A 26,089-nucleotide genomic window follows, 5' to 3' on the forward strand; every position below is an offset into this window, starting at 1 on the left:
CGTTTCAGGACAATTGTCGGTTTCAAAAGTATAGCCTTTCAGCCGGAATCTTCCGGAACGCGGCGGGACGTCTGGGCGGCGGCTGGAGAGACATTTTTTTACCCTTTGGCTATCCTTAGAAAAACCTCAGAAAACGTACTACGTTATGTGCCCCTTTAATTACCAACAGGATTTTGCCAATACGGATTTCCGCCGCCATCCCGAACGGTATCAGGTAGGCCGCGGCGAGCAGGGCGTACTGCTGGTCGAGCCTTATAAAAGCGAGATTCTGCCGCACTGGCGTTTTAAAAACGCCGCTATCGCCAGGACGTCGGCGGAAAAAATCCATGCTCTTTTCGAGCAATACCGCCGCCAGGATGATTTTGTCGGCATGGATATGGCGCGCAAATTTATCCAGATGGGCTATACCCGCGCCCGGCGTTACGCCAATCATCAGGGCGGCAAAAAATACGCCGCCGACGGCACCGTGCTGCCTTACATCGTTGACAGGCAAAAAGCCGATGCCGCCGCGGTATTTAAACACTATTGGGATCTGCTGCGCGCGGATGAGGATTACCAGCAACGCAAAAAACATCATCAGCGGTTGTACGGCTGACCGCGTGCCCAGCCCCCATTTGCCGCCTCGCTGATGATGTGCCACTTTGTCATCACTATAATTTTTATAATGGGTTTGTATTTTTGATGGTCAACTTGGGAGACACCGAATGGAGATGTTGAGGAACCTGAATTTTTTCCGCCTTATCACCTCCGGCGATTTTTGGCTGAACATCGCCATTATTATCGCCGCCACCCTGATCATCCACTGGATTATCTCGCGCACGATCCAACTGGTGGGTCGCCGGGTGAAGCAGTGGAGCACCGGGCGGCACAGCGCCTTGTACCAAATTGCGGTTGAGATGCTGGACAATACCAAGCGGTTGCTGATTCTGTGCACCGCGTTTTTGATCAGCATGCGTTTTATCGAGCTGCCCGGCACATGGCACAGCGCCCTGGCGCACGGCTGGTTCCTGGTATTCGCCATCCAGATTGCCCTGTGGCTGGACAGCGCCGCCCATGTCTGGTCGCAAAAGGTGGTCAATCAGCCCGGCGCGGTGCGCAATACCGTGACCATGGTGATCCTGGGGGTAATGATTCGTTTGTTGATATGGGCGCTGATGCTGCTGTCCATCCTCGGCAATGTGGGCGTCAATATCACCGCGCTGGTGGCAAGCCTCGGCGTCGGCGGTATCGCCATTGCGCTGGCGATCCAGACCGTGCTGAGCGATGTGTTCGCCTCGCTGGCCATCGGTTTTGACAAGCCCTTTGTTATTGGCGACTTCGTGGTGTTCAATGATATCGCCGGCACCATCGAGCATATCGGGCTGAAAACCACCCGTATCCGCAGCCTGAGCGGCGAACAGATTGTCTGCGCCAACGCCATACTGCTGCAGCAGACCATCCATAACTATAAGCGCATGCAGACACGCCGCATCGTGTTCACCTTCGGCCTGGCCTATTCCACGCCCCCGGATAAGCTGCGCCTGGTGGGGCCGATGATTAAACGCATTATCGAAGAGATTGAGGAAACCCGTTTTGACCGCGCGCATTTCCTGTCATTCGATAATTTCCGCCTGACCTATGAAGTGGTGCATATCGTCGCCAGCGCCGATTATAATAAATACATGGATATCCAGCAGGAAATCAATATTCGCCTGATGGAGGAACTGGCAAAAATGGATATCAAGCTGGCGATACCCACGCAAAATATTTTATTTACCGAAAGGGAATTCCCGCAGATAAAGGTACTGGAGCCAGGATTGCAGGAAAAGACGGCGGCGCCGCAGTAAATCACGCCGGGATATAAAAGACAGGAAGCGTGTTGATAATGCCGGCCGGGGACAGCCACGCTGCCGCGGGTCTACCGGCCGGGATCACCGGCGCGTATCCCCGCGCAGGCGCGGGGCGCGTCGTCACGAAATATTCAGCGATACAATTCGGCATCGCCCGACCACGTGCTGGAATCACCCGGGTTATCCACGCCGATAATACGGTAGTAAGGGGCATTTTCCTCCCTGGCCTTTTGCCGCAGCGCGTGCACCGCGTCGTCGGTGGAACCGGCCAGCCCGGACACTGACACCGTGCCGATGCTTTGATGCCCGGCCGCCTGCTGCTGGTTGATTTCCTGCGCAGCCTGACTGGAAAAAGAGATACCGGCGACGATGGCGGTAAATAGATAGGGTAATAGTTTCATAATCAGGTCCTCAGTGAGACGGGATCATCGGCCCCCGCGCCGTTTTCTGGTGCCGGCGCGGTGCGATCATCGAGGCTTGGTAATAACAGCGTTACACCAGAACGGTATAGCGGTAAAAATAAGAGTAGGCCAGGACGGCATCCACTGATATCGGGTGAATGTAACTTAATTTAACGGTGGCCATATATTAACAAAGTTTATACGTCTCCTTTCCCCCTTTAATTTACAGCCAAGCGGGCCTCTCTTTTTTTTACTATTGAAAATCATCATATTTTAAATCTATGCCCATTCTCACCGAGAAGGGTTCATGTCAGCGTTATACAGCGTTGACAAATATTTACCTTAATAAGATACATTGGCTCACAGATGGTTTGAATATTACAATGGTATTTATAATCGGCATTATATTAATGACAAGGCCGTGTCCCATTTCCCGCCGAGAACGCCCCTGACCGCCGCAAGCGGTTTGGTAACAAATTTCAACATATTCCTTTATTGATGAACCCGCCGGTAAATCCGATACTTAGCCTGTATCCGCATAAAATTGACGGGTGTGCAATATCAATGTTTAAGGAGATAACATGGATACCGAATTATTGCTGCGTATCGCCCTGGCCGGCGGGTTAGGCGCATTGATCGGGGTGGAACGCCAGCTTCGGGCCAAGGAGGCGGGGTTGCGTACCCATATCCTGGTATGTATCGGCAGCGCGATGTTTATGATTGTCTCCAAATACGGTTTTGCCGACCTTCTGGCGGACAGCCATAATATCACCCTCGACCCTAGCCGGATCTCCGCCCAGGTGGTGAGCGGCATCGGATTTCTCGGCGCCGGCACCATTATGCTCAATAAGCAGTTCGTCCGCGGCCTGACCACGGCGGCCGGGCTATGGGTCACCGCCGCCATCGGACTGATTGTCGGCAGCGGCATGTACGCCATCGGCATTTTCGGCACCCTGATGACACTGTTGGTGCTCGAGGGCATTCGCCAATTAAGCAACCGGCTTATCGGGCGGCGCTATATGATCATGCTGTCGCTGTCCCCCGCCAGCATTGAACTCGCCATGCAGGCCTTGAGAAAACTGCATATCCGTGTGGTGCGGTCGTCGGTAGTACGTAACGAGAACGACGCCAAAGACTGCAAAATGACGCTGGAAGTCATGATGCGCACCCGCTATAAACCGGTGGAAGTCTATCGCCAGTTGCTGGGCGTTGAGGGGATGCATAAGATTGACATTCGCTAGCCCCGCCAAAGCTAACCGCATTCTGGCCGTTTTGCAGTATAATGCCGCCAATCCCCTCCACCCCACACTTATGGCGAGCTTTTTATCAAAAATAATAGCCTTTCCCGATTCAGTCCGCGCCGTCCTCCCGCCCCGATGCGGGGGCCAAGGCGCGTCATTTTATTCAACAAACCTTACGACGTCCTGCCGCAGTTTACCGACGACGCCGGACGCCTGACGCTGAAACACTATATCCCGGTACCGGATATCTACGCCGCCGGGCGCCTGGATCGCGACAGCGAAGGACTGATGATCCTGACCAACGACGCCAAATTAAAGACCCGGCTGACGCAGCCGGCGGAAAAAACGGCTAAGATTTATTACGTGCAGGTGGAGGGCGAGCCGGAAGACGCCGCGTTAAAACTCTTGCGTACCGGCGTCACTTTAAGCGATGGCCCCACGCTGCCCGCCGGCGCGCAGCGCGTGAAGGAGCCGGCCTGGCTCTGGGCGCGCACGCCGCCTATCCGCGAGCGCAAGGCCATCCCTACCTGCTGGCTTAAAATCACTTTATATGAAGGCCGTAACCGTCAGGTCCGGCGCATGACCGCCCATATCGGCCACCCTACCCTGCGGCTTATCCGCTATCAAATGGCGGATCAGACCCTGGCGGACCTGGCGCCGGGCGAATGGCGCGAAGTGCAGTTGTAAGCAAAAGTACCATCACGGATGCCCGACCAGGGCATCCCGCAATCCGCAAGCGTTAAGGAGCGCGCATGTTCAAGCCGCATGTCACCGTTGCCTGTGTAGTCCAGGCGGAAAATCATTTCCTTATCGTCGAGGAAACCATTCATGGCAATCCCCGCTGGAACCAGCCGGCGGGCCATCTGGAGGCGGACGAAACCATCATCCAGGCCGCGCGGCGCGAATTGTACGAGGAAGCGGGCATCCACGCCCAGCCCCAGGCCCTGCTGCGCATCCATCAATGGATCGCGCCCGATAAGACACCGTTTCTGCGCTTTTTATTCGCCATTGATTTACCAGAGCGCATGACCGCCATTCCCCAAGACGACGATATCGATCGTTGCCTGTGGCTGCCGGCGGATGAAATCCTGGCCTCGGATTTGCTGCGCTCGCCGCTGGTGGCGCAAAGCATCCTGTGCTATCAACAGGATAAACGCTATCCGCTGGAGATGCTCACCGCGTTTCAATGGCCCTTCGCGCTCTAACGCTCTTTCCGTCACCCCGGCGCGGTGGCGCGCGGGGTGCCTGGCGTGGTAAAATCCGCCCCCTCGTATCATCAGCGCGCAATGTGACATCAAGGCGCGCGCGCCCGTTTGTGAGAATCCCATGTCAGAAAACAGTCAGCTTAAAGTGATCGTCGGTATGTCCGGCGGTGTTGATTCCTCCGTTTCCGCCTACCTGTTGCAACAGCAGGGTTATCAGGTGGAGGGACTGTTTATGAAAAACTGGGAGGAGGACGACAATGAGGAATACTGCACCGCGGCAAGCGATCTGGCCGATGCGCAGGCGGTCTGCGATAAATTGTCCATTCCCCTGCACACGGTGAACTTCGCCGCCGAATACTGGGATAACGTGTTTGAACTGTTCCTGGCCGAATATAAGGCCGGGCGCACGCCCAATCCCGATGTGCTGTGCAATAAAGAAATTAAGTTCAAAGCCTTCCTGGAGTTCGCCGCCGAGGACCTGGGCGCTGATTTCATCGCCACCGGCCACTATGTGCGCCGCCGGGATGAGGCGGGTAAAAGCCAGCTGCTGCGCGGTCTCGACGACAATAAAGACCAGAGTTATTTTTTATATACCCTCGGCCACAGCCAGCTGGCGCAGTGCCTGTTCCCGGTGGGCGAACTGGCCAAGCCGGAGGTCAGGCGCATCGCCGCGGAGCTGGGACTTATCACCGCGGCCAAGAAAGATTCCACCGGCATCTGCTTTATCGGCGAGCGCCGGTTCCGCGAATTTCTCGGCCGCTACCTGCCGGCCCAGCCCGGCCCGATCCTGACGGTGGACGGACAGCGGGTCGGCGAGCACCAGGGGCTGATGTACCACACCCTGGGCCAGCGTAAGGGGCTGGGCATCGGCGGCACCCGTGACGGCAATGACGAGCCCTGGTATGTGGTGGACAAGCTGATGGATGATAACATCCTGGTGGTGGCCCAAGGCCATGAGCATCCGCGTCTGATGTCGGTGGGCCTGGTCGCCGGGCAACTGAACTGGGTGGACAGGCGGCCCCTGGCCGGTCCCCTGCGCTGCGTGGTGAAAACCCGCTACCGCCAGCAGGATGTGCCCTGCCTGGTAGAGCCGCTGGCGGACGGGCGGATCAACGTGCTGTTCGACGCGCCGGTGGCCGCGGTCACGCCCGGACAGTCGGCGGTGTTCTATCTGGGTGAACTGTGCCTGGGCGGCGGCGTTATCGAGGCCCGGTTGCCGCTGCAGGAGTGATCCTGATCTGGGTTTACCACGCGATTTGTGGCATGATCGGCGGCAAAGACACGACAACCATTTTATCGCCGGGATAAGTCCGGCCGGCGGCTGAATGCCCCCATGCGTGATTAAACGCCGCCGCATCATCAGGGAAGTGTACAGGAGTAACCTTGGCTAAGAATTATTATGATATTACGCTGGCATTGGCCGGGATCTGCCAAAGCGCGTTATTAGTCCGGCAATTGGCCAATAAGGGCGTGTGCGACGACGACGCGCTCGAAGTCTCGCTGCGCAGCCTGCTTGATCTTAACCCGCCCACGACGCTTAGGGTATACGGCGACCGGCCGGCGAATCTCAAGCCCGGGCTGGAAGCCATGGCGGGCATGCTTAACGCCTCGCGCGAAGGCGTGGGAGCGGAGATAACGCGTTATACCCTGAGCCTGATGGTGCTGGAGCGTAAACTGCATGCCAATAAAGGCGCCCTGGACGAACTGGCGAAGCGCATCGGCCAGCTTGACCGCCAGCTGTCTCATTTCGAATTAATGTCAGAGACCCTGATAAGCGCCATGGCGTCAATTTATGTCGACGTCATCAGCCCGCTGGGTCCACGTATCCAGGTGACCGGCGCCCCGGCCATGCTGCAGAACCTGCAGGTACAGGCCAAGGTGCGCGCAGCGTTACTGGCCGGCATTCGTTCCGCCGTGCTGTGGCAACAGGTGGGCGGCGGCCGTTTGCAACTGATGTTCGCCCGCAATCGCCTGTTTGAACAGGCCCGGCAAATCCTTGCACAATGTTGAAATCTTATCCCAGGAGTCGCAATCGATGGAATTATCCTCACTGACCGCCGTTTCCCCCGTTGACGGCCGCTACGGCGACAAAGTCGACGCCTTGCGCGCTATTTTCAGTGAATATGGCTTGCTGAAATTCCGCGTCCAGGTGGAAGTGCGCTGGCTGCAAAAACTGGCGGCATGCGCCGATATCAGCGAAGTCCCGGCATTTGACAACCACGCAATCGCTTACCTTGATGATTTGGCCGCCAACTTCAGCGAACAGGATGCCGCGCGCATCAAAACCATCGAACGCACCACGAATCACGATGTGAAGGCGGTGGAGTATTTCCTCAAGGAACGGGTGGCGTCGGTACCGGCGTTGCACGCGGTCAGCGAATTTATCCATTTCGCCTGCACGTCGGAAGACATCAACAACCTGTCGCATGCGCTGATGCTGCAAACCGCCCGCCGGGACGTGATCCTGCCCTATTGGCGTAAAATCATCGACGGCATCAAGGCGCTGGCGCATTTGTACCGGGATATTCCGTTGTTGTCGCGTACTCACGGACAGCCCGCCACCCCGTCCACGGTCGGCAAGGAAATGGCGAACGTGGCTTATCGTATGGAGCGTCAGTACCGGCAGTTGTCGCAGGTGGAAATCCTCGGTAAAATCAACGGCGCCGTGGGCAACTACAATGCCCATATCGTGGCGTATCCGCAGGTGGACTGGCACCGGTTCAGTGAGGAATTCGTCACCTCGCTGGGTATTCACTGGAATCCCTATACCACCCAGATCGAGCCTCATGACTATATAGCCGAACTGTTCGACTGCATGGCGCGGTTTAATACCATCCTGATTGATTTCGACCGCGATATCTGGGGTTATATTGCCCTGAACCACTTTAAACAGCGCACCGTGGCCGGTGAAATCGGCTCTTCCACCATGCCGCACAAGGTGAATCCGATCGATTTTGAGAACTCCGAAGGTAATCTGGGGATGGCTAACGCCATCATGGGCCATCTGGCGGGCAAACTGCCGATTTCACGCTGGCAGCGCGACCTGACCGACTCCACGGTGCTGCGTAACCTGGGCGTCGGCATCGGTTATGCCTTAATCGCCTACCAGTCCACGCTCAAGGGCGTCGGCAAACTTGAAGTCAACGGCGATCGTTTGCTGGCGGAGCTGGATCAGAACTGGGAAGTGCTGGCGGAGCCGATCCAAACGGTGATGCGCCGCTATGGCATTGAAAAACCCTACGAAAAACTTAAGGAGTTAACGCGGGGCAAACGCGTTGACGCCGCCGGCATCCAGGCCTTTATCGACGGCCTGCCGCTGCCGGAAGAGGAAAAGACCCGGCTGAAGACGCTGACGCCGGCCAACTATATCGGACGCGCCGTTGCCATGGTCGATGAGCTGAAATAATGCCCGGCGTGTGAAATGCCCTAGCGAACGCTCCGGTTAAAGCTCCGTTGAACATAAGTTTAGCCATCCTCTGGGATACTCTCCCAAAAGACGTCCATCAGCCCAGGGGATTGTTTTTACAGATTGGCAGAGACGGGTGATTCAGGCTCGTTACTGGTGCTTTAACTTAGGAGTTGCGATGCGAGTTCTGGTTATAGAAGATAATTCTCTTCTTCGACATCACCTGACAGTACAAATGCGTGAAATGGGTCATCAGGTCGATGCCGCCGCCGATGCCAGAGAGGCGGATTATTTTTTGCATGAACACCCACCTGATATCGCCATTGTCGACCTCGGCCTGCCCGATGAAGACGGCTTGAGCCTGATACGCCGCTGGCGCACCCATCAGGTAAAAATCCCCATTCTGGTACTCACCGCGCGCGAGGGCTGGCAAGATAAAGTCACCGTGCTGGAAGCGGGCGCGGACGATTATGTGACCAAGCCTTTCCATCTGGAAGAAGTGGTGGCGCGCATGCAGGCCTTGATGCGCCGTAACAGCGGACTGGCTTCGCAGGTCATTACCCTGCCGCCGTTCCAGATTGATCTGTCGCGCCGCGAACTGATGATCAATAACGAACATATCAAATTGACCGCGTTTGAATACACCATCATCGAGACGCTTATCCGCAACGCCGGCAAAGTAGTCAGCAAGGACTCCCTGATGCTGCAGCTTTATCCCGACGCGGAATTGCGCGAAAGTCACACTATCGATGTCCTGATGGGGCGATTGCGAAAAAAAATGCAGGCCGATTATCCGTATGAAGTGATCACAACGGTTCGTGGGCAGGGTTATCGTTTTGATGTTAATTAAGATCTATGGCCCACTTCCCTTATCAACATAAGAAGCCCTTCTCGCTTCGCGTCAGATTCCTGCTGGCTACCGCCTGCGTGGTTCTGGCGCTTTCCTTATGCTACGGCATGGTGGCGGTCATCGGCTACAGCGTCAGCTTTGACAAAACCTCGTTTCGCCTTCTGCGCGGTGAAAGCAATCTGTTCTTCAGCCTGGCGCAGTGGAAAGACAACCAGCTGACTATCGCCGTTCCCCCCAACATCGACATTAACTTTGCCGCCCTGGTGCTCATCTATGACGATAAAGGCCAAATCCTTTGGCGCCAGCGCTATGTGCCGGCCCTGGAAACACGGCTGAAACCCGAGTGGCTGGCAAAAACCGGCTATTTCGAGCTGGATACCGATACCCGCACCAGCAGCGCGGTGCTGGGCGACAATCCCACCGCGCAGGACAAACTGAAAGATTTCGACAGCAGCGACAGCAACGCGCTGACGCACTCGGTGGCGGTGAATCGTTACCCGGCGACCGGGCGGCTGCCCCCGCTGACCATCGTGGTGGTGGATACCATTCCCCATGAACTGCAGCGCACCGACCTGGTCTGGGAGTGGTTCAGCTATGTGTTGCTGGCCAACCTGCTGCTGGTGGTGCCGCTGCTGTGGCTGGCGGCGCATTGGAGCCTGCGCCCGATCAAGGACCTGGTGCAGCAGGTCCGCGAACTGGAGGGCGGCGAACGGGACCGGCTGGATGAAAATCCGCCGCGCGAACTGGGCATTCTGGTGCGCAACCTGAATATTCTGCTGAACAATGAGCGCCAGCGTTACCAAAAATACCGCTCCACCCTGTCGGATCTCACCCATAGTCTGAAAACGCCGCTGGCGGTGCTGCAGACGACGCTGCGCTCCCTGCGCACCGGGAGGGAAACCAATATCGAGCTGGTGGAACCGATCATGCTGGAGCAAATCAGTCGTATCTCGCAGCAAATCGGCTATTACCTGCACCGTGCCAGCGTGCATTCCGATCATAACGTGCTCAGCCGCGAACTGCATTCCGTACCGGCGCTGTTGGACAGCCTGTGCTCGGCGCTCAACAAAGTGTATCAGCGCAAGGGGGTCTCCATTTCACTGGACATCTCCCCTGAACTGACCTTTATCGGCGAAAAGAACGACTTCATGGAGGTGATGGGCAATATCCTCGACAATGCCTGTAAATATTGTTTGGAATTTGTCGAGATCAGCGCGCGCGCGAACGAAAAAGAGCTGCACCTGCTTATCGAAGACGACGGACCTGGCATTCCCGCTTCTAAACGCACCCTGATCTTCAAGCGCGGTCAGCGCGCCGATACCCTGCGCCCGGGACAGGGCCTGGGTCTCTCGGTTGCGGCGGAAATCCTGGAGCAATATGAGGGCGATATCATCGTCGGCGAAAGCGCGCTGGGGGGCGCCCTGGTGGAAGTGATCTTCAAGCGCCAGCAGGGTTACCAGGACGACGACTGATCTACGCAAGCGGCCTATATTTTGATAAAGAAGCGCGTCCTTGGCCTATTTTATAGCGGTATTTTGCGGCATGTCGGATAATTTAACCCCCGTAGCCTACCGGCTTCCGTTATAATCCAGACAGGGTCCCTCACGGTGGAATAGGCTATGGATTATCAACTCGATCTTGACTGGAATGACTTTTTACAGCGCTACTGGCAAAAGCGGCCGGTCATCATTAAACGCGCTTTCAAGAATTTTATCGATCCCTTAACGCCGGATGAACTGGCGGGCCTGGCAATGGAAACCGAGGTCGACAGCCGCCTGGTCAGCCATGAGGACGGGCGCTGGCAGGTCAGCCATGGGCCTTTTGAGAGTTTTGATAAACTGAGCGAGACCAACTGGTCCCTGCTGGTCCAGGCCGTCGACCATTGGCATGAACCTTCCGCCGCGCTGATGCGCCCTTTCCGCCAATTGCCCGATTGGCGGATCGATGATCTGATGATCTCTTTCGCCGTGCCCGGTGGCGGCGTCGGCCCTCATTTTGATCAGTACGACGTGTTTATTATCCAGGGACAGGGCCGTCGTCACTGGCGGGTTGGCGATAAAAAGGCGCTGAAACAGCACAGCCCACATCCGGATCTGCTGCAGGTAGAACCTTTCGACGCCATTATTGATGAAGAAATGGAGCCGGGCGACATGCTGTATATTCCGCCCGGTTATCCGCACGAAGGGTATTCGCTGGAAAATGCGCTTAACTATTCGGTAGGCTTTCGCGCCCCCAGCGGCCGTGAGCTGGTCAGCGGTTTTGCCGATTATGTCCTGGCGCAGGAACTGGGCAGCCAACGCTATAGCGATCCCACCCTGACACCGCGCGCCGACCCGTCCGCCGTTCTGCCGGAGGAGATCGATGCGCTGCGCGCCATGATGATGGATCTGGTTCAGCAGCCGGACAGATTTAATCATTGGTTTGGCGAGTTTATTTCCCAGTCGCGCCATGAGCTGGATATCGCCCCGCCGGAACCGCCTTACCAGGCCGGCGAAATATACGATCTGCTGCAACAGGGCGACCAATTGCACCGTCTCGGCGGCCTGCGCGTATTAAAAGTTGGCGAAGAGTGTTATGTCAACGGCGAACAGATTGTCACCCAGCATAAACAGGCGCTGGCCGTATTGGCCGGCGCTTATGTCATTAGCGGCGCGCAGTTTGGCGCGGCGCTGGATGATCCTTCGTTCCTGGCATTGCTGACGGCGCTGATCAATAGCGGCTATTGGTATTTCAAGAACTAAAACAATGGATTGCAGCCTCTAGCGCGGGTTGCTGTCAAACCCGCTGCAGGCCGACGTACACCAGGCCCGGTTTCCACCGGGCTTTTTCTTTATGCCTTATGCGGCAGGCCTTTCGCGCGCAACGCGGTCAGCTCGGCGATGCGCATAATCACCCGCACCGCTTTTTCCATGCCGTCCTGCGAGGCAAATTCATGTTTGCCATGGTAGTTATACCCGCCGGTAAATAAATTCGGACACGGCAGCCCGCGAAACGACAGCTGAGCGCCGTCGGTGCCGCCGCGGATCGGTTTCATTATCGGTTCCAGACCGCACTCGCGCAGGGCCTGCTGCGCCAGCTCGATGATATGCGGATGCTGCGCCACCTGCTCATGCATATTGTAATAACTGTCTTCAATAGTCAGTTCGATATAGCAATCCGGGTGTAGCCCCTTCCCCAGTTCTTCGGCGGTGGTGATCATAAACTGCTTGCGGTCTTCAAAACGCTGACGGTCGAAATCACGCACGATATAATGCATTTCCGCCCGGTCGACGCTGCCTTTCATACTGTTCAGGTGATAAAAACCTGCGTAGCCTTCAGTAGCCTCGGGCGTTTCGTCGGCGGGCATGCGCTGGTGAAAGCGCGTGGCCAGCGTCAAGGCATTCACCATTACCCCTTTGGCGGTGCCGGGATGCACGTTGTTACCGACAATTTTTACCAGCACCGACGCGGCGTTGAAGTTTTCATATTCCAGCTCACCGATGCCGCCGCCGTCCATGGTGTAGGCCCACTGGGCGCCAAAACGCTCGACATCAAAAAACTGCGCGCCTTTGCCGACTTCCTCATCGGGGGTAAAGCCGATACGGATATCGCCATGGGGCAGCTGTTTCTCCTTGATGCGCACCATAGCGGTAATGATTTCCGCTATGCCTGCCTTATCGTCGGCCCCAAGCAACGTTTTGCCGTCGGTAGTGATCAGGGTATGGCCCATCAGCTGATGCAAAACAGGAAACATTACCGGCGAGAGTATTTCATCACCGTTGCCCAAGGCGATATCACCACCGCGATAATTCTCGACGATCTGCGGATTGACATGTTTGCCGGTAAAATCCGGGGCGGTGTCCATATGGGAAATAAAGCCGATAACCGGCACCGGCCAGGCGACATTGGCAGGCAACGTCGCCATCAGGCAGCCATGATCGCTTAATGTCACCTGTTCAAATCCCAGGGCGGACAGCTCTTCCTGCAGCACATGAGCCAGTTTCCATTGCCCTTCGGTGCTGGGGACTTGTTTAACCCCCGGTTTTGATTGGGTATCGATGGAAACGTAATGTAGAAAACGATCGAGTAATTTGTCCATTTTTTCCGCCTGTCGCATCACTGGCACCTATTATGGGTAGCGATGATTTTGCAAATATTGTGTCAGGTCAGTTTTCATGGTTTTGACCTGCAAAAAAGCATAATTGCCTAAGCATAGCGTATTCCGTTTGCCGGCAGAACCTAAACCGGCGGGGTTTGACCTGAAGCATGATTTTATATCCTAGCGGGAAAGGGGTGTTGCCGGAGAATGCCATTGGCAGCCTGCGGGGGGCATATAGTGTGTAGGCTGGGATCGGCGGTTGCGCTTGCCGTCAGCGGGGCGGCGTATGTTGGCTGGGGGATGTTGTGCTTGCCGTCAGCGGGGTGGCGTGTGTTGGCTGGGGGAGGTTTTGCTTGCCGTCAGCGGGGCGGCGTGTGTTGGCTGGGGGAGGTTTTGCTTGCCGTCAGCGGGGTGGCGTGTGTTGGCTGGGGGAGGTTTTGCTTGCCGTCAGCGGGGTGGCGTGTGTTGGCTGGGGGAGGTTTCGCTTGCCGTCAGCGGGCGGCGTATGTGGGCTGGGGGAGGTTTCGCTTGCCGTCAGCGGGCGGCATATGTGGGCTGGGGGAGGTTTCGCTTGCCGTCAGCGGGGTGGCGTGTGTTGGCTGGGGGATGTTGCGCTTGCCGTCAGCGGGGTGGCGTATGTTGGCTGGGGGAGGTTGCGCTTGCCGTCAGCGGGGCGGCATATGTTGGCTGGGGGATGTTGCGCTTGCCGTCAGCGGGGTGGCGTGTGTTGGCTGGGGGAGGTTTCGCTTGCCGTCAGCGGGGCGGCGTATGTCGGCCCGTGCGGGCAATCGACGAAGGGCCGGCAGTCGCCCCGGCCCTTTCGAATCCCGGGCTTCCGGCAGATCGCGCGCCGCTGCGCGGTGCCTTCCGTCCCGGCTGCCGCCCCTGGGACCGCACGGTACGCGCTCCCGGCGCGAACCGTGCTCTCGCCGCCTCCCTGCGGCTCGTCCGGTCGTCCGCCCTGCCGTCAGCGCGCTTGATGCCGGGTCAAGGTCAAGGTCAAGGTCAAGGTCAAGGTCAAGGTCAACATTAACATCAACATCAAAAATAAAATCAGATTGATGACCTTAGGCAAGTCTGTGGAAATACTGTCTTGCAGGACCAGACTTTCGCACCGCCTGCACGTATTTACCCACTGATATAACAGTTAATTTAGACTCCAGTAGTCCACAATATTATTATTATCAAAGGTGACATAGAAACGATTGCCGTGGATTTCAGTATTGCCGCTCATTTTCCCTGATACCTTGTTAGCTTGAGAAGAGGCTGAGCTGGCTGTACCAGCCAATCCTAGGGCACTGGAAATCGCGCCGGTACCAGGAATAAAACCGGTTAAACTGGATGCATCGCTTAGCGCGCCGTTTTTATGATAAACCCAGGTGACGCCATTGGATGATTTCTCATTTGAATCCGGTACGCCATACAAACTTTGAACTTGCTGTTGCGTGGTTTTACCCTTGATAATATGAGACTCAACGTAAGATGTGCTGAACTTATCTTCCCCTCCCATCATTCCACCCGAGCAAGCTGTAAGCGCGAGTACCATCATCAAGCCAAAAGCAGCCTTTTTCATTTTTATCTCCAGATATTCCTATAGTAAAAAAAAACAAACGAGCCAAACGAATCATAAATTTTTGTAACATGAAATTAATTAATATCCAACAATTTATCTTCACAATTTAAAAAATAATGCTTTACCTATTGATATCTAAGCAATAAAACATTCTGGGTTTGTAAAGAAAATGTGAGGAATGTCAATAATTGATTGCGCAGGCTGGATGAGATAATGCGCAGGACAGGCAATGGTGCGGCTCGCAGTTATTGATGTAGGGAGAGTCTTCTGGGACCATTTTAATTAAGCATTATATTTTAATTAATAGGCTTTTTATAATTTTTCACCGTAGGCGACAGTAATATTGCCGTCGTAATATATCGCTTTTTTGTAATGAAATGGCGTTTAATCCTGGCGCCATCGAGAAGACCGATACGAATAAAACCTCAGACCGGGCGCTTCAATAAGCATTGTGACGCGGGACAGGTTTTGCCCTTGGCGCAGTCATGGCAAGCGAAACCCTCGCCGAACGACCAGATCCCGACCAAGCCCAAAGCAAACCTTACCCTCGCCGCGCGTCCCAATCCCTGGCAGCGGCAGTTCTCCTCAACGCGCTACAGCGTCCCGATTTATCCCCGCTGCTCCACAAAGCCCTCAATAAACCGCGCCACATATGCCGGCACGCATTCGCTCGCCGGACCGTAAATCCGCTCCTCGAACTGGCTCTCCACCTGGCTGGGCTCGAGGTTGAGCTCCACCGTCCTGGCCCCGCTTATTCGCGCCTCATGGACAAACCCCGCGGCCGGATAAACATGGCCGGAGGTGCCGATCGCCAGGAAATAATCCGCTTTGCCAAGGGCGTCGTATATGGCATCCATGCCCAGCGGCATTTCGCCAAACCAGACCACGTGCGGACGCAGCACCGCCGGGAATTGGCAGCAATGACAACGGTCGGTTTCCGTAATATCGTCGGTCCACTCGATAATCTGGCCGCTGCTGACGCAGCGCACCTTGAGCAGTTCGCCATGCATATGGATCACGCGCCGGCTGCCGGCCCGTTCGTGCAGGTTATCGATATTCTGCGTGACCAAAAGAAAATTATCGCCCAGCATCTGCTCCAGCTCTGCCAGCGCCACGTGGGCGGCGTTGGGCTTGATTTCCGGCTGCTGCAGCTGGCGGCGTCGGGCGTTATAAAACGCCTGCACCAGCTGCGGGTTACGCTGGAAGCCCTCAGGAGTGGCGACATCCTCGACCCGATGCTCTTCCCACAGGCCATCGGCGGCGCGAAAAGTACGAATACCCGATTCAGCCGAGATCCCGGCGCCGGTAAGCACCACTACAAAAGGTTTTTTCATCTTGGTTACCGCCATGGTGTCACGGTGAAAAATACGTGAGCGCAATCGCTGCTGCCTGAGCCGTTTACTTTTACGAAACCGGATTAACCGGCGATGAATACGCATGCTGCTGATTCCTTAATGCATGGCACGGATAGGCCGCAAGGCGTTTATAAACCGCTGAGCACTCTTGCCGGGTCGATACGGCTGGCCCGCCGCGCCGGATACCAACTGGCCAGCAGGCTAAGCAGCAGCGCCGTGCCCAGCACGATCGCCACGTCAAGCCAATGCAGTTCGGTTGGCAGGAAATCGATATAATAAATATCACCGGATAATAAATTATGCCCCAGCAAACGTTCGATCCCTTTAATCACATCCGTGAGGTTAAGCGCCACAAGCACGCCGGCCACCACGCCGCTCAGGCTGCCCGTAAGGCCGGCAAGCAGGCCATACCAAATAAAAATAGCACGGGTTAAGCGGTCTTTGGCGCCCAGGGTACGCAATATCGCAATATCGGTGCTTTTATCCTTAACCGCCATCACCAGCGTGGAAACAATGTTAAAGCACGCCACGCCAATCACCAGCACCATGGCCAGGTACATGATGGCGCGGATCATCTGGATATCCCGGTACATATAACCGTAGGTGCCCATCCAGCTGCGGATATACACATACGTTTTCGTCACCTCGCCCGCGTCCCGCACCAGCTTATTGGCGATGAAGGGATTATTCACCTTAATGGCGATGCCGCTGACGTCCTGGCCTTTATCCAGGTACTGCTGGGCATCCGCCAGCGGCACCATGGCAAAGCTGTGATCCAGCTGGCCGCTGAGCGCCAGGATACCGCTCACCTGCAGGCGGATACGCTTTGGCTCCAGCAATTTCATCTGCGGATCGCTGTTGGGGATCATCACGGTCAGCCAGTCGCCCTGCTTGACATCCAGGGCTTGCGCCACCCCCTGGCCGATAATGATCTGCTGCTTACCGGCGCTGAACGCCTGCCAGGCATTATCCTGGACATAGCGCGGCAGCGCGCTCAGGTTGGACTCTTGCCGCGGGTCGACGCCTTTGATCTGGATGGCCTTGAGCTTAACACCCCGCTCCACCAGGCCGGTGAAAGTGATGTAGGGCGCCGCCGCGGCGATGCCCGGCACTTTTTCAATCCGGGTTAATATCGCCGGCCAGTCGGTAAAAGGCGGGTTAACCGGCTCGATTTCGCCATGCGGCACTACCGCTAAAATACGGTTATTCAATTCACGCTCAAAGCCGTTCATGGCGCTCAGGCCGATAATCAGTACCGCCACGCCGAGCGCGATGCCGACGGTGGAGATAATCGAAATCAGCGACACCATGCCGCCGCGACGCCGGCCGCGGCTAAAACGCAGCGCAATTTGCAACGAAAGCGGAAATCCCCTCATTCCTGCGCCCCCAGCAGGTCGCCGTCCCGCCGCAGCTGGCCGTCGCGCATTTCCAACTGACGGTTCAGGCGCCGCGCCAGGTGAAGATCGTGGGTGACGACTAAAAATGCGGTGCCCTGGCGCATATTCAGTTCGCCCAGCAGTTCAAAAATACTGTCGGCGGTGCGCTGATCCAGGTTGCCGGTAGGCTCGTCGGCCAGCACCAGCGCCGGATGGTTGACCAGGGCGCGCGCTATCGCCACCCGCTGCCGCTCGCCGCCGGATAACTCGGCAGGACGGTGATGGCCGCGTTTATCCAGCCCGACCGACGCCAGCATTTCCCGCGCGGTAGCCTTTGCCTGCTGCGGCGTGGTGCCGCCGATAAGCAGCGGCATGGCGACATTTTCCAGCGCGGTGAAATCCGGCAGCAAATGATGGAACTGATAGATAAACCCCAGCCGGCGGTTACGGATCTCCGCGCGCGCCTGGGAGGATAAGGCCGTCAGCTGCTGGCCTTCAAAAATCACCTCGCCGGAGGTCGGCTCGTCCAGGCCGCCGAGCAAATGCAGCAGGGTACTTTTACCCGAGCCCGAACTGCCGACGATGGCCATCATCTCGCCCGGCAGCATCGAAAAGGACACGTCGCGCAGTACATCGGTAAACAACTTGCCTTCCTGGTAACGCTTACTCAAATTGTTACACTGCAACAAAGGAGCATTATTCATAACGTAAAGCCTCAGCGGGATGAACGGCGGCCGCGCGCCAGGAAGGATAAAGCGTGGACAGTAGCGCCACGACCATCGCCAGCACGGCGATGGTGGCAACCTGCAGTGAGTCGATATCGACCGGCAGCTCCGCGCCATCGAGGAAAGCGCCGATCACCGGCATTAAATTATTCAGTTGGCTGGCCAGCAGCACGCCCAGGCCGGTGCCCAGAAGGGCGCCGATAATGCCGGCGCCGGCGCCCTGCACCATAAACACCAGCATCACCTGGCGCCGGGTCAGGCCGAGGGTCTGCAGAATGGCCACCTCACCCTGTTTTTCCATTACCAGCAGGCCGAGCGAGGTGATAATGTTGAACGCCGCCACCGCCACTATCAGGCTCAGCAGCAGGCCCATCATGTTCTTTTCCATGCGCACCGCCTGGAACAGCTCGCCTTTGCGCTCGCGCCAGTCCTTCCATTGGGTGCCTTCGGGAAGCCGCTGGCGGCTGACCGCCTCGACGTCCAGGGGCTTTTGCAGCCACAGGCGCCAGCCGGTGATATTGCCGGCCGGGTAGCGCATCAGGCGCGAGGCGTCCTGCTGGTTGGTCAACAGCTGGTATTGGTCCACCTCGCTGTTGGCGGCAAAGGTGCCGGCCACGGTAAACAGGCGTTGGCTGGGAATGCGGCCCATCGGCGTAAACTGGCTTGAGCCTGGCACCATTAACCGCAGCTGATCGCCGCGTTTCACGCCGAGTTGTCCCGCCAGCTGTTCGCCGAGGATAACCTGGTAACTCCCGGGCTGGAGCGCATCCATATGGATGTTGACCAGGTAGCGGGCCAGCGGTTCGGGATCCTGCGGATTGACGCCCAGCATGACCCCGACGGCTACGCTGCGCGCGCTTTGCAGCACCACGTCGCCGGTGGTCAGCGGCACGATACGGCTGACGCCCTTAAGCGCACCTAGCGCCGAGGGCGGAATGCGTTTAGGATCAAGCGAGCCGCCGGGGGTGGTAATCAATGCCTGGGGCATGACGCCGAGAATGTTACCTTCCAGCTCGCGCTCGAAGCCGTTCATCACCGATAATACGGTGACCAGCGCCATGACGCCGAGGGTAATGCCGATGGTGGATAGCCAGGAGACAAAGCGCCCGAAGCGGTCTGATGCCCGCCCGCGCATGTAGCGCAGGCCAATATATAATGCGACAGGTTGATACATTGAATTCCGTTTGGATGCCGGTTGCCAAAGCAAAGTGATCAAGGATAATAAAGGGTCGTACCCTATTATGGAACTACTAACCGCCGCTACCGCCGGCTTTTATTCTTGTTAGGCTGCCTAACATAAGCCATCATGCTCAATGCACGCACGTTTCGCCATAGTCCATATCGTATTGGCCCCGGCGCAAGAGAAGAGATCTGACCACTGTTTATGTCCGAACAATATCGTTATACCTTACCCACTAAACCCGGTGAACAACGTTTATTGGGTCAACTCACCGGCGCCGCCTGCGCCGTCGAATGCGCCGCTATTGTCGATCGCTACCCCGGTCCCGTGATGCTGGTGGCGCCGGATATGCAAAACGCCCTGCGCCTGCACGACGAAATCCGGCAGTTTACGCGCCATCCGGTGATTACCCTGCCCGACTGGGAAACCCTGCCTTACGACAATTTTTCCCCGCACCAGGAAATCATATCCGATCGATTGTCGACATTATATCAACTGCCGGCCATGGATCGCGGGGTCATTATCCTGCCGATCAATACCCTTATGCAACGGATATGCCCCCATTCATTCCTGCACGGCCACGCGCTGGTGATGAAAAAAGGCCAGCGCCTCTCCAGGGACAAGCTGCGCGCGCAGCTGGAGCAGGCCGGCTACCGCAGCGTGGATCAGGTCATGGAGCACGGAGAGTACGCCACGCGCGGCGCCCTGCTCGATCTTTATCCCATGGGCAGCGAAGAACCGTACCGGATCGATTTTTTCGATGATGAAATCGACAGCCTGCGCATTTTTGATGTCGACAGCCAGCGCACCCTGCACGAAGTGGATCAGATAAACCTGTTGCCGGCCCATGAGTTTCCCACCGACAAAACGGCCATTGAGCTGTTCCGCAGCCAATGGCGCGAACAGTTCGAGGTCCGGCGCGACGCCGAGCATATCTACCAGCAGGTGAGCAAGGGCACCTTGCCTCCGGGCATCGAATATTGGCAACCCCTGTTTTTCAGCGAACCGCTGCCGGCATTGTTCAGCTACCTGCCCGCCAATACCCTGCTGGTCAATACCGGCGATCTGGAAGCCGGGGCCGGGCGGTTCTGGGCGGATGCCGTGGCGCGTTATGAAAACCGCCGGGTGGACCCGATGCGGCCGTTGGTGGCGCCCGAAATGCTGTGGCTACGGGTCGACGGGCTGTTCAGCGAGCTGAAAAACTGGCCGCGGGTACAGTTGATCGGCGAGCGGCTGGACGCGAAAGCCGCCAATATCAATATGGAATATCAGCCGCTGCCGGACCTGGCGGTGGAGGCGCAAAACAAAGCGCCGATGGATAAATTACGCCGGTTCTGCGAGCAGTTCGACGGCTGCGTGATTTTTTCGGTGGAAAGCGAGGGACGGCGCGAAACGCTGCAGGAACTGCTGGCGCGCATCAAGATCAACCCCAAATTAATCGCCCGGCTCGATGATGCCCAAGGCCCCGGCAATTACCTGATTATCGGCGCCAGCGAACGCGGTTTCATCGATCAGTTCCGCGGGCGCGCCCTGATATGCGAAGGGGACCTGCTGGGGGAAAGGGTAAGCAGGCGGCGTCAGGATAACCGCCGCGCCATTAATGCCGATACCCTGATCCGCAACCTGGCGGAATTGCATCCGGGCCAGCCGGTGGTGCACCTGGAACACGGCGTCGGCCGCTACGGCGGCATGACCACCCTGGAAGCCGGCGGCATCAAGGCCGAGTACCTGATCCTGACCTATGCCGGCCACGATAAGCTGTATGTGCCGGTTTCCTCGCTGCATCTGATCAGCCGCTATTCCGGCGGCGCCCAGGAGAACGCGCCCCTGCATAAGCTCGGCGGCGACGTCTGGTCGCGCGCGCGGCAGAAAGCGGCGGAACGGGTGCGCGACGTGGCGGCCGAACTGCTGGATATCTATGCGCAACGGGCGGCGAAGGTGGGCTTTGCTTTCCGGCAAAACCGCGAGAATTACCAGCTGTTTTGCGAGGGTTTCCCCTTTGAGCCCACGCCCGACCAGGCACAGGCGATTAACGCGGTGTTAAGCGATATGTGCCAGCCTCTGGCCATGGACCGCCTGGTGTGCGGCGATGTGGGGTTCGGCAAAACCGAAGTGGCGATGCGCGCCGCGTTCCTGGCCATTGAGAATCATAAGCAGGTGGCCGTGCTGGTGCCGACCACCCTGCTCGCCCAGCAGCATTTCGATAATTTCCGCGATCGTTTCGCCAACTGGCCGGTGCGCATTGAGATGATTTCCCGGTTTCGCAGCGCCAGGGATCAGGCCCAGGTCCTGGAGCAGACCGCCGACGGCAAGGTGGATATCCTGATAGGGACCCACAAGCTGCTGCAAAACGAGATTAAATGGCGCGATCTGGGCCTGCTGATTGTCGACGAGGAACATCGCTTCGGGGTGCGCCATAAAGAACGCATCAAGGCGATGCGCGCCGATGTGGATATCCTGACCCTGACCGCCACGCCCATCCCGCGTACCCTGAATATGGCCATGAGCGGTATGCGCGATCTGTCCATCATCGCCACGCCGCCCGCCCGCCGGCTGGCGGTAAAAACCTTTGTGCGCGAATACGACAGCCTGGTGGTGCGCGAGGCTATCCTGCGCGAAGTGCTGCGCGGCGGGCAGGTTTATTATCTGTACAACGATGTAGAAAATATTGAAAAAGCCACCCATCGCCTGCAGGAACTGGTGCCGGAAGCACGTATCGCCATCGGCCACGGCCAGATGCGGGAACGGGATCTGGAGCGGGTGATGAATGATTTCCATCACCAGCGCTTCAATGTCCTGGTCTGCACCACCATTATTGAGACCGGTATTGATATCGCCAATGCCAATACCATTATCATCGAGCGCGCCGACCATTTCGGGCTGGCGCAATTGCACCAGCTGCGCGGCCGTGTGGGGCGCTCCCATCACCAGGCCTACGCCTACCTGCTGACCCCGCCGCCCAAGGCCCTGAGCCAGGATGCGTTAAAACGCCTGGAGGCCATTGCGTCGCTGGAGGATCTGGGCGCGGGTTTCGCCCTGGCCACCCACGATCTGGAAATTCGCGGCGCCGGCGAACTGCTGGGAGAAGACCAGAGCGGCCAGTTGCAAACCATTGGGTTTTCATTATATATGGAACTGCTGGAGAGCGCGGTGGACGCGCTCAAGGCCGGGCGCGAACCCTCGCTGGAGGATTTAACCAGCCAGCTCACGGATGTGGAGCTGCGCATGCCCGCCCTGTTGCCGGAAGACTATATTCCCGACGTCAATACCCGTTTATCTTTCTATAAACGCATCGCCAGCGCGCCCGATACCCGGGAAATTGAAGAGCTGAAGGTGGAATTGATCGACCGCTTTGGGCTGTTGCCCGATCCGGCGCGTCATCTGCTGGATATCGCCGGCCTGCGGCAACGGGCGCGCAAACTGGGTATCAAACGCATCGAGGGCAATGAAAAAGGCGGGTTTATTGAATTTAGCGAGAAAAACACCGTGGATCCGGTCTATCTTATCGGCCTGCTGCAGCGCGATCCCAAGACCTTCCGTCTCGACGGCCCGACGCGGCTGAAATTCATCAAGCCCCTGACGGAACGGCTGGAACGACTGCAGTATGTGGATCAATTGCTGGCGGGACTGGCTCAACATCAGGTTCCCGCCTGAGTCCGTGACTGCCCGGACCGGCTAGTCCCGGGCAGTCACGCAGCGGCTCGATGCGGATGACGGCCACCGGCGCTGTGGCGATTGCGGTACTAGACCTGTTTGTTCAAATCCAGACGGCCTTTGCCATCCAGGGGAATCTGCGTGCCTGGATCATGATCCATGCGGATTTTCCCCTGTTCATCGCCGATCTTGTAGGTAACATCGTAACCCAACAGCTTCTGCGATTTATCATAAACCGTCTGGCAGCGCTGCTGGGTGGTGGTATAGGTGTCGCGATTTTGCAGATTGCCCTGCACCTGGTTGCCGGTGTATCCGCCCGCCAGCGCCCCCGCCACCGTCGCCACGTCCTTGCCGCGCCCGCCGCCGAACTGATGCCCTAAGACGCCGCCCGCCACCGCGCCGAGCAAAGAACCGGCGATTTTATTTTCGTCCTGCACCGGACGGCGATGGGTAACGGCGACATTCCGGCATTCCTGGCGGGGGGTTTTAATGGTTTCATTGATTGGCGTTGCCGTGACTACCTGCGCATATCGCGGACCAGAGGAGAACACATCCAGTCCGGCAACCGCCGCAATCCCTGACGCCGCGGCGATCCCGATACCGACACCGGCCAACATTGATTTATTCATGGGAAATCCTCCTGAAGTAATAACCCACGCATTCACTGGCAGCAACCGGATCCCAGAGGCAGTCGATTACGCTAACTACGCCTGGGTTAATGACTGCCGGCCCTCTCCGGACGCTAGCGCAAAACGGAACTCATGGACTCCTCCGGCACGGCGTGCGTGATTCGCCCACCGGATGAACCGAAGTCTGCACAAAGCAGGCGACAGCGGCAATAAGACTATTAGCCAAAATAGGGCATTTATGCATGCGCCTAAGCCAGTTTGGGATAATTCCTAGGGGTTTAAGCGCCATTATCGGCGTTTTATGCTAAGGGTAAGCATTGCTAATACAATATGTTAGCGCCGCAAACCGTGTGATTGCCGCGTCAGCTTGGGCATATTGCAGGGAAAGGGGGCGCAGAGGCATTAGCCGGGCAGATTTTCCTGCCCGGCGGCAGGCTGGCGCCGAACCCGGCGCAGCCGTATCAGAGGGAATGACTGCCTGCAATTAATGCAGTTTTAAATGCGGCCGGATCACACGGTTAATCCGCCCCACCAGCACGATAAGCCCGGTTTTGAACAGGCCGTGCAGGGCCACTTGATGCATGCGGTACAGAGAAATATACACCGCGCGGGCGATACGGCCCTCTATCATCATGGAGCCGCGCATCAGATTGCCCATCAGGCTGCCCACGGTGCTGAACCGGGATAGCGATACCAGGGAGCCGTGATCCTTATAGACATAGGGTTTCAGTTCCCGGTCTTTTAACAACGCCAGGATATTAGCGTACGCCCGGCTCGCCATTTGGTGCGCGGCCTGGGCGCGCGGCGGCACAAACCCGCCGGCGGGTTGCGGACAGGACGCGCAGTCGCCGATGGCGAAAATCGCGGGATCGCGGGTAGTTTGCAGGGTGGGCGTCACCACCAGTTGATTGGTGCGATTGGTTTCCAGCCCGGCGATATCCTTCAAGAAATCCGGCGCTTTGATGCCGGCCGCCCAAACCATCAGTTCCGCCGGAATAAACTCGCCGTCCTTGGTGGTCAGCCCGCCGGGCCCGGCACTGGTCACCAGCGTCTTGGTCAGGACCCGGACGCCCATTTTCCCCAGCTCATGGTGAGCCGAGGCGGAAATACGCGCGGGCAACGCCGGCAGGATACGCTCGCCCGCCTCGACCAGCGTCACGTTCAGCGCCTGGTTATCGAGGCCTTTAAACCCGTAGCTGTGCAATTCCTGAACCGCGTTATGCAGTTCGGCCGACAGTTCCACGCCGGTGGCGCCGCCGCCGACGATGGCGATATTCACGCGCTCATCCGGGCCGTGCGGCTGGGTGGAAAACTTCAGGAACAGATTGAGCATTTCATTATGGAACCGCTGGGCCTGCGCGGGATTGTCGAGGAAAATACAATTTTCCTTCACCCCGGCGGTGCCGAAGTCGTTGGATACGCTGCCGAGCGCCATCACCAGGATGTCATAAGGCAGCTGGCGCACCGGCACCAGCAGATCGCCGTGGGCATCGCGGATTTCATCCAGCTGCAGCGTTTTATCGTCGCGGTTAATATTGCTCAGGCTGCCCATCTGGAAAAAAAAGTGATGATTGCGGGCATGGGCCAGGTAGCTGATGGCATCTACGCCTTCATCCAACGAACCGGTGGCCACCTCGTGCAGCAAAGGTTTCCATAAATGGCTGTGATTGCGATCCACCAGGGTGATGTCCGCCTTTTTACTGCGGCCCAAGGCGGATCCCAAACGGGTGGCGAGTTCCAGGCCGCCGGCGCCGCCGCCAACGATAACAATCTGCTTCAGGGGTAATGACAAAATAACCTCCAAATGTAAACCAATCGTTAACTAAGAGTAAAAATAAATACCCTTATAAAACACGTGGTTACCTTCAAATAAACTGTTGTTGCTGCAAGATTACCATGAAGGGTCATTTGGTCATACCAAAATTGATATAAATCAATTTTGGCCTAATAAGGCAGAGAATAAAAACGCAACCGGGCACCTGCGCACAGGCGCCCTGATGCCGGTTGGCCGGGGCGCTTAACCCAGCGCCTTGAAACTCTGGATCCTCAGCACATGGGGGGCGATATTTTTGAATTTATGGCTTTGCTCCTCATCCCAGATAATCTCGTAAAACGGCGCCAGCAGCGCCGCGCTGCGGCGACTGTCCAGGGCTTCATCATTGCGCGAAAGCAACACCAGGCAGCGGTCGCGGTTTTTCTCGCGGAAGTTCTCCACGCATTTGGTGGCGATATCCACGTACTCTTCCGGACGATCGATTTTGCCCGGCATATTCTCATCCGGAAATAAATTCGGATTAACGATCACCTGGCGCATGTCGCACAGGAACCCGATGCGCTCCGCCCAGAACCCGCCCAGTCCGACGCCGCAAATCAGCGGACGCTCGTCATCGGTCAGTTGCTGCATCTTGTCCACTTCTTTTAACAGATGCTGCATATCGTGGCGTGGATGACGGGTGCTGTAGCTTATCAGCCGCACATCGGGGTCGATAAACTGAAGCTGCAGCACTTTTTCATGATTACCGGGACTGTTGGAATCAAAACCATGCAAATAGATAATCATCACTATCCTCGTCGCTCAATAAGTCCG

At 57.2% G+C, this 26,089-nt stretch carries 22 protein-coding genes; 12 read left to right on the forward strand and 10 right to left on the reverse strand.

All coding sequences use genetic code 11. The features are described from left to right. Window positions 1-145 precede the first annotated feature (145 nt). Window positions 146-595 (forward strand): DUF4385 domain-containing protein, encoded by a 450-nt coding sequence (locus ACL2XG_RS07610; RefSeq protein WP_410015723.1) that lies wholly within the window; start codon window positions 146-148, stop codon window positions 593-595. Between the two features lie 109 nt (window positions 596-704). Next, entirely contained in the window at window positions 705-1,826 is a 1,122-nt protein-coding gene (locus ACL2XG_RS07615; RefSeq protein ID WP_410015724.1) for a mechanosensitive ion channel family protein, read from the forward strand. A gap of 134 nt (window positions 1,827-1,960) precedes the next feature. On the opposite strand, the gene ACL2XG_RS07620 is transcribed toward ACL2XG_RS07615, so the two are convergent. Next, window positions 1,961-2,230, reverse strand: coding sequence for a DUF1471 domain-containing protein (locus ACL2XG_RS07620; protein ID WP_410015725.1), 270 nt, complete (start codon window positions 2,228-2,230; stop codon window positions 1,961-1,963). A gap of 581 nt (window positions 2,231-2,811) precedes the next feature. Between ACL2XG_RS07620 and ACL2XG_RS07625 the strand changes: the two genes are divergently transcribed. The 9 genes from ACL2XG_RS07625 to ACL2XG_RS07665 all read left to right on the forward strand — a co-directional run bounded on the left by ACL2XG_RS07625 (window position 2,812) and on the right by ACL2XG_RS07665 (window position 11,673). After that, window positions 2,812-3,471 (forward strand): MgtC/SapB family protein, encoded by a 660-nt coding sequence (locus ACL2XG_RS07625; protein ID WP_410015726.1) that lies wholly within the window; start codon window positions 2,812-2,814, stop codon window positions 3,469-3,471. 84 nt (window positions 3,472-3,555) lie between these two features. Then, on the forward strand, window positions 3,556-4,158 hold the full coding sequence (rluE, locus tag ACL2XG_RS07630; protein ID WP_410016579.1) for a 23S rRNA pseudouridine(2457) synthase RluE: 603 nt from the start codon (window positions 3,556-3,558) through the stop codon (window positions 4,156-4,158). 65 nt (window positions 4,159-4,223) lie between these two features. After that, window positions 4,224-4,676, forward strand: coding sequence for an NUDIX domain-containing protein (locus tag ACL2XG_RS07635; RefSeq protein ID WP_413722439.1), 453 nt, complete (start codon window positions 4,224-4,226; stop codon window positions 4,674-4,676). A 121-nt stretch (window positions 4,677-4,797) separates the two neighbouring features. Continuing rightward, a complete protein-coding gene (mnmA, locus tag ACL2XG_RS07640) occupies window positions 4,798-5,907 on the forward strand; it encodes a tRNA 2-thiouridine(34) synthase MnmA (RefSeq protein WP_410015728.1) in 1,110 nt (369 codons plus the stop codon). A 152-nt stretch (window positions 5,908-6,059) separates the two neighbouring features. After that, window positions 6,060-6,686 (forward strand): high frequency lysogenization protein HflD, encoded by a 627-nt coding sequence (hflD, locus tag ACL2XG_RS07645; protein ID WP_410015729.1) that lies wholly within the window; start codon window positions 6,060-6,062, stop codon window positions 6,684-6,686. 25 nt (window positions 6,687-6,711) lie between these two features. Continuing rightward, window positions 6,712-8,082: an adenylosuccinate lyase gene (purB, locus tag ACL2XG_RS07650; protein ID WP_413722438.1), complete on the forward strand. Its 1,371-nt coding sequence runs from the start codon at window positions 6,712-6,714 to the stop codon at window positions 8,080-8,082. Window positions 8,083-8,260: 178 nt separating this feature from the next. Further along, the gene (gene phoP / locus ACL2XG_RS07655; RefSeq protein ID WP_162364562.1) at window positions 8,261-8,932 is read left to right on the forward strand and encodes a two-component system response regulator PhoP; all 672 of its coding nucleotides are present in this window, start codon (window positions 8,261-8,263) and stop codon (window positions 8,930-8,932) included. 5 nt (window positions 8,933-8,937) lie between these two features. After that, a complete protein-coding gene (gene phoQ, locus ACL2XG_RS07660) occupies window positions 8,938-10,404 on the forward strand; it encodes a two-component system sensor histidine kinase PhoQ (protein ID WP_410015731.1) in 1,467 nt (488 codons plus the stop codon). A 147-nt stretch (window positions 10,405-10,551) separates the two neighbouring features. Further along, window positions 10,552-11,673 (forward strand): JmjC domain-containing protein, encoded by a 1,122-nt coding sequence (locus ACL2XG_RS07665; protein ID WP_410015732.1) that lies wholly within the window; start codon window positions 10,552-10,554, stop codon window positions 11,671-11,673. Window positions 11,674-11,762: 89 nt separating this feature from the next. On the opposite strand, the gene pepT is transcribed toward ACL2XG_RS07665, so the two are convergent. From pepT to lolC, 6 genes are all read right to left on the reverse strand, one after another. After that, on the reverse strand, window positions 11,763-13,010 hold the full coding sequence (gene pepT / locus ACL2XG_RS07670) for a peptidase T (RefSeq protein WP_413722436.1): 1,248 nt from the start codon (window positions 13,008-13,010) through the stop codon (window positions 11,763-11,765). A 1,147-nt stretch (window positions 13,011-14,157) separates the two neighbouring features. Beyond that, window positions 14,158-14,583: a hypothetical protein gene (locus tag ACL2XG_RS07675; protein ID WP_413722435.1), complete on the reverse strand. Its 426-nt coding sequence runs from the start codon at window positions 14,581-14,583 to the stop codon at window positions 14,158-14,160. 608 nt (window positions 14,584-15,191) lie between these two features. Beyond that, window positions 15,192-16,022, reverse strand: a complete 831-nt coding sequence (gene cobB, locus ACL2XG_RS07680) for a Sir2 family NAD+-dependent deacetylase (RefSeq protein WP_410015735.1) — start codon at window positions 16,020-16,022, stop codon at window positions 15,192-15,194. Between the two features lie 44 nt (window positions 16,023-16,066). After that, entirely contained in the window at window positions 16,067-17,314 is a 1,248-nt protein-coding gene (lolE, locus tag ACL2XG_RS07685; RefSeq protein ID WP_410015736.1) for a lipoprotein-releasing ABC transporter permease subunit LolE, read from the reverse strand. Continuing rightward, window positions 17,311-18,018, reverse strand: coding sequence for a lipoprotein-releasing ABC transporter ATP-binding protein LolD (gene lolD / locus ACL2XG_RS07690; RefSeq protein WP_410015737.1), 708 nt, complete (start codon window positions 18,016-18,018; stop codon window positions 17,311-17,313). Before lolD ends, lolE begins: the two co-directional genes overlap by 4 nt. Further along, the gene (gene lolC, locus ACL2XG_RS07695; RefSeq protein WP_410015738.1) at window positions 18,011-19,213 is read right to left on the reverse strand and encodes a lipoprotein-releasing ABC transporter permease subunit LolC; all 1,203 of its coding nucleotides are present in this window, start codon (window positions 19,211-19,213) and stop codon (window positions 18,011-18,013) included. The genes lolD and lolC overlap by 8 nt, the downstream gene beginning before the upstream one ends. A 210-nt stretch (window positions 19,214-19,423) precedes the next feature. Between lolC and mfd the strand changes: the two genes are divergently transcribed. Then, on the forward strand, window positions 19,424-22,873 hold the full coding sequence (gene mfd, locus ACL2XG_RS07700) for a transcription-repair coupling factor (protein WP_413722434.1): 3,450 nt from the start codon (window positions 19,424-19,426) through the stop codon (window positions 22,871-22,873). Window positions 22,874-22,962: 89 nt separating this feature from the next. Here mfd and ACL2XG_RS07705 read toward each other — a convergent pair whose 3' ends face one another. From ACL2XG_RS07705 to ycfP, 3 genes are all read right to left on the reverse strand, one after another. Then, window positions 22,963-23,502: a glycine zipper 2TM domain-containing protein gene (locus tag ACL2XG_RS07705; protein WP_410015740.1), complete on the reverse strand. Its 540-nt coding sequence runs from the start codon at window positions 23,500-23,502 to the stop codon at window positions 22,963-22,965. A gap of 484 nt (window positions 23,503-23,986) precedes the next feature. Then, the gene (locus tag ACL2XG_RS07710; protein ID WP_410015741.1) at window positions 23,987-25,294 is read right to left on the reverse strand and encodes an NAD(P)/FAD-dependent oxidoreductase; all 1,308 of its coding nucleotides are present in this window, start codon (window positions 25,292-25,294) and stop codon (window positions 23,987-23,989) included. Window positions 25,295-25,519: 225 nt separating this feature from the next. Further along, window positions 25,520-26,062: an alpha/beta hydrolase YcfP gene (ycfP, locus tag ACL2XG_RS07715; RefSeq protein ID WP_410015742.1), complete on the reverse strand. Its 543-nt coding sequence runs from the start codon at window positions 26,060-26,062 to the stop codon at window positions 25,520-25,522. Window positions 26,063-26,089: the final 27 nt, after the last annotated feature.

This window comes from Sodalis sp. RH24 (assembly GCF_047324145.1).
Taxonomy (GTDB): Bacteria; Pseudomonadota; Gammaproteobacteria; order Enterobacterales; family Enterobacteriaceae; genus Acerihabitans.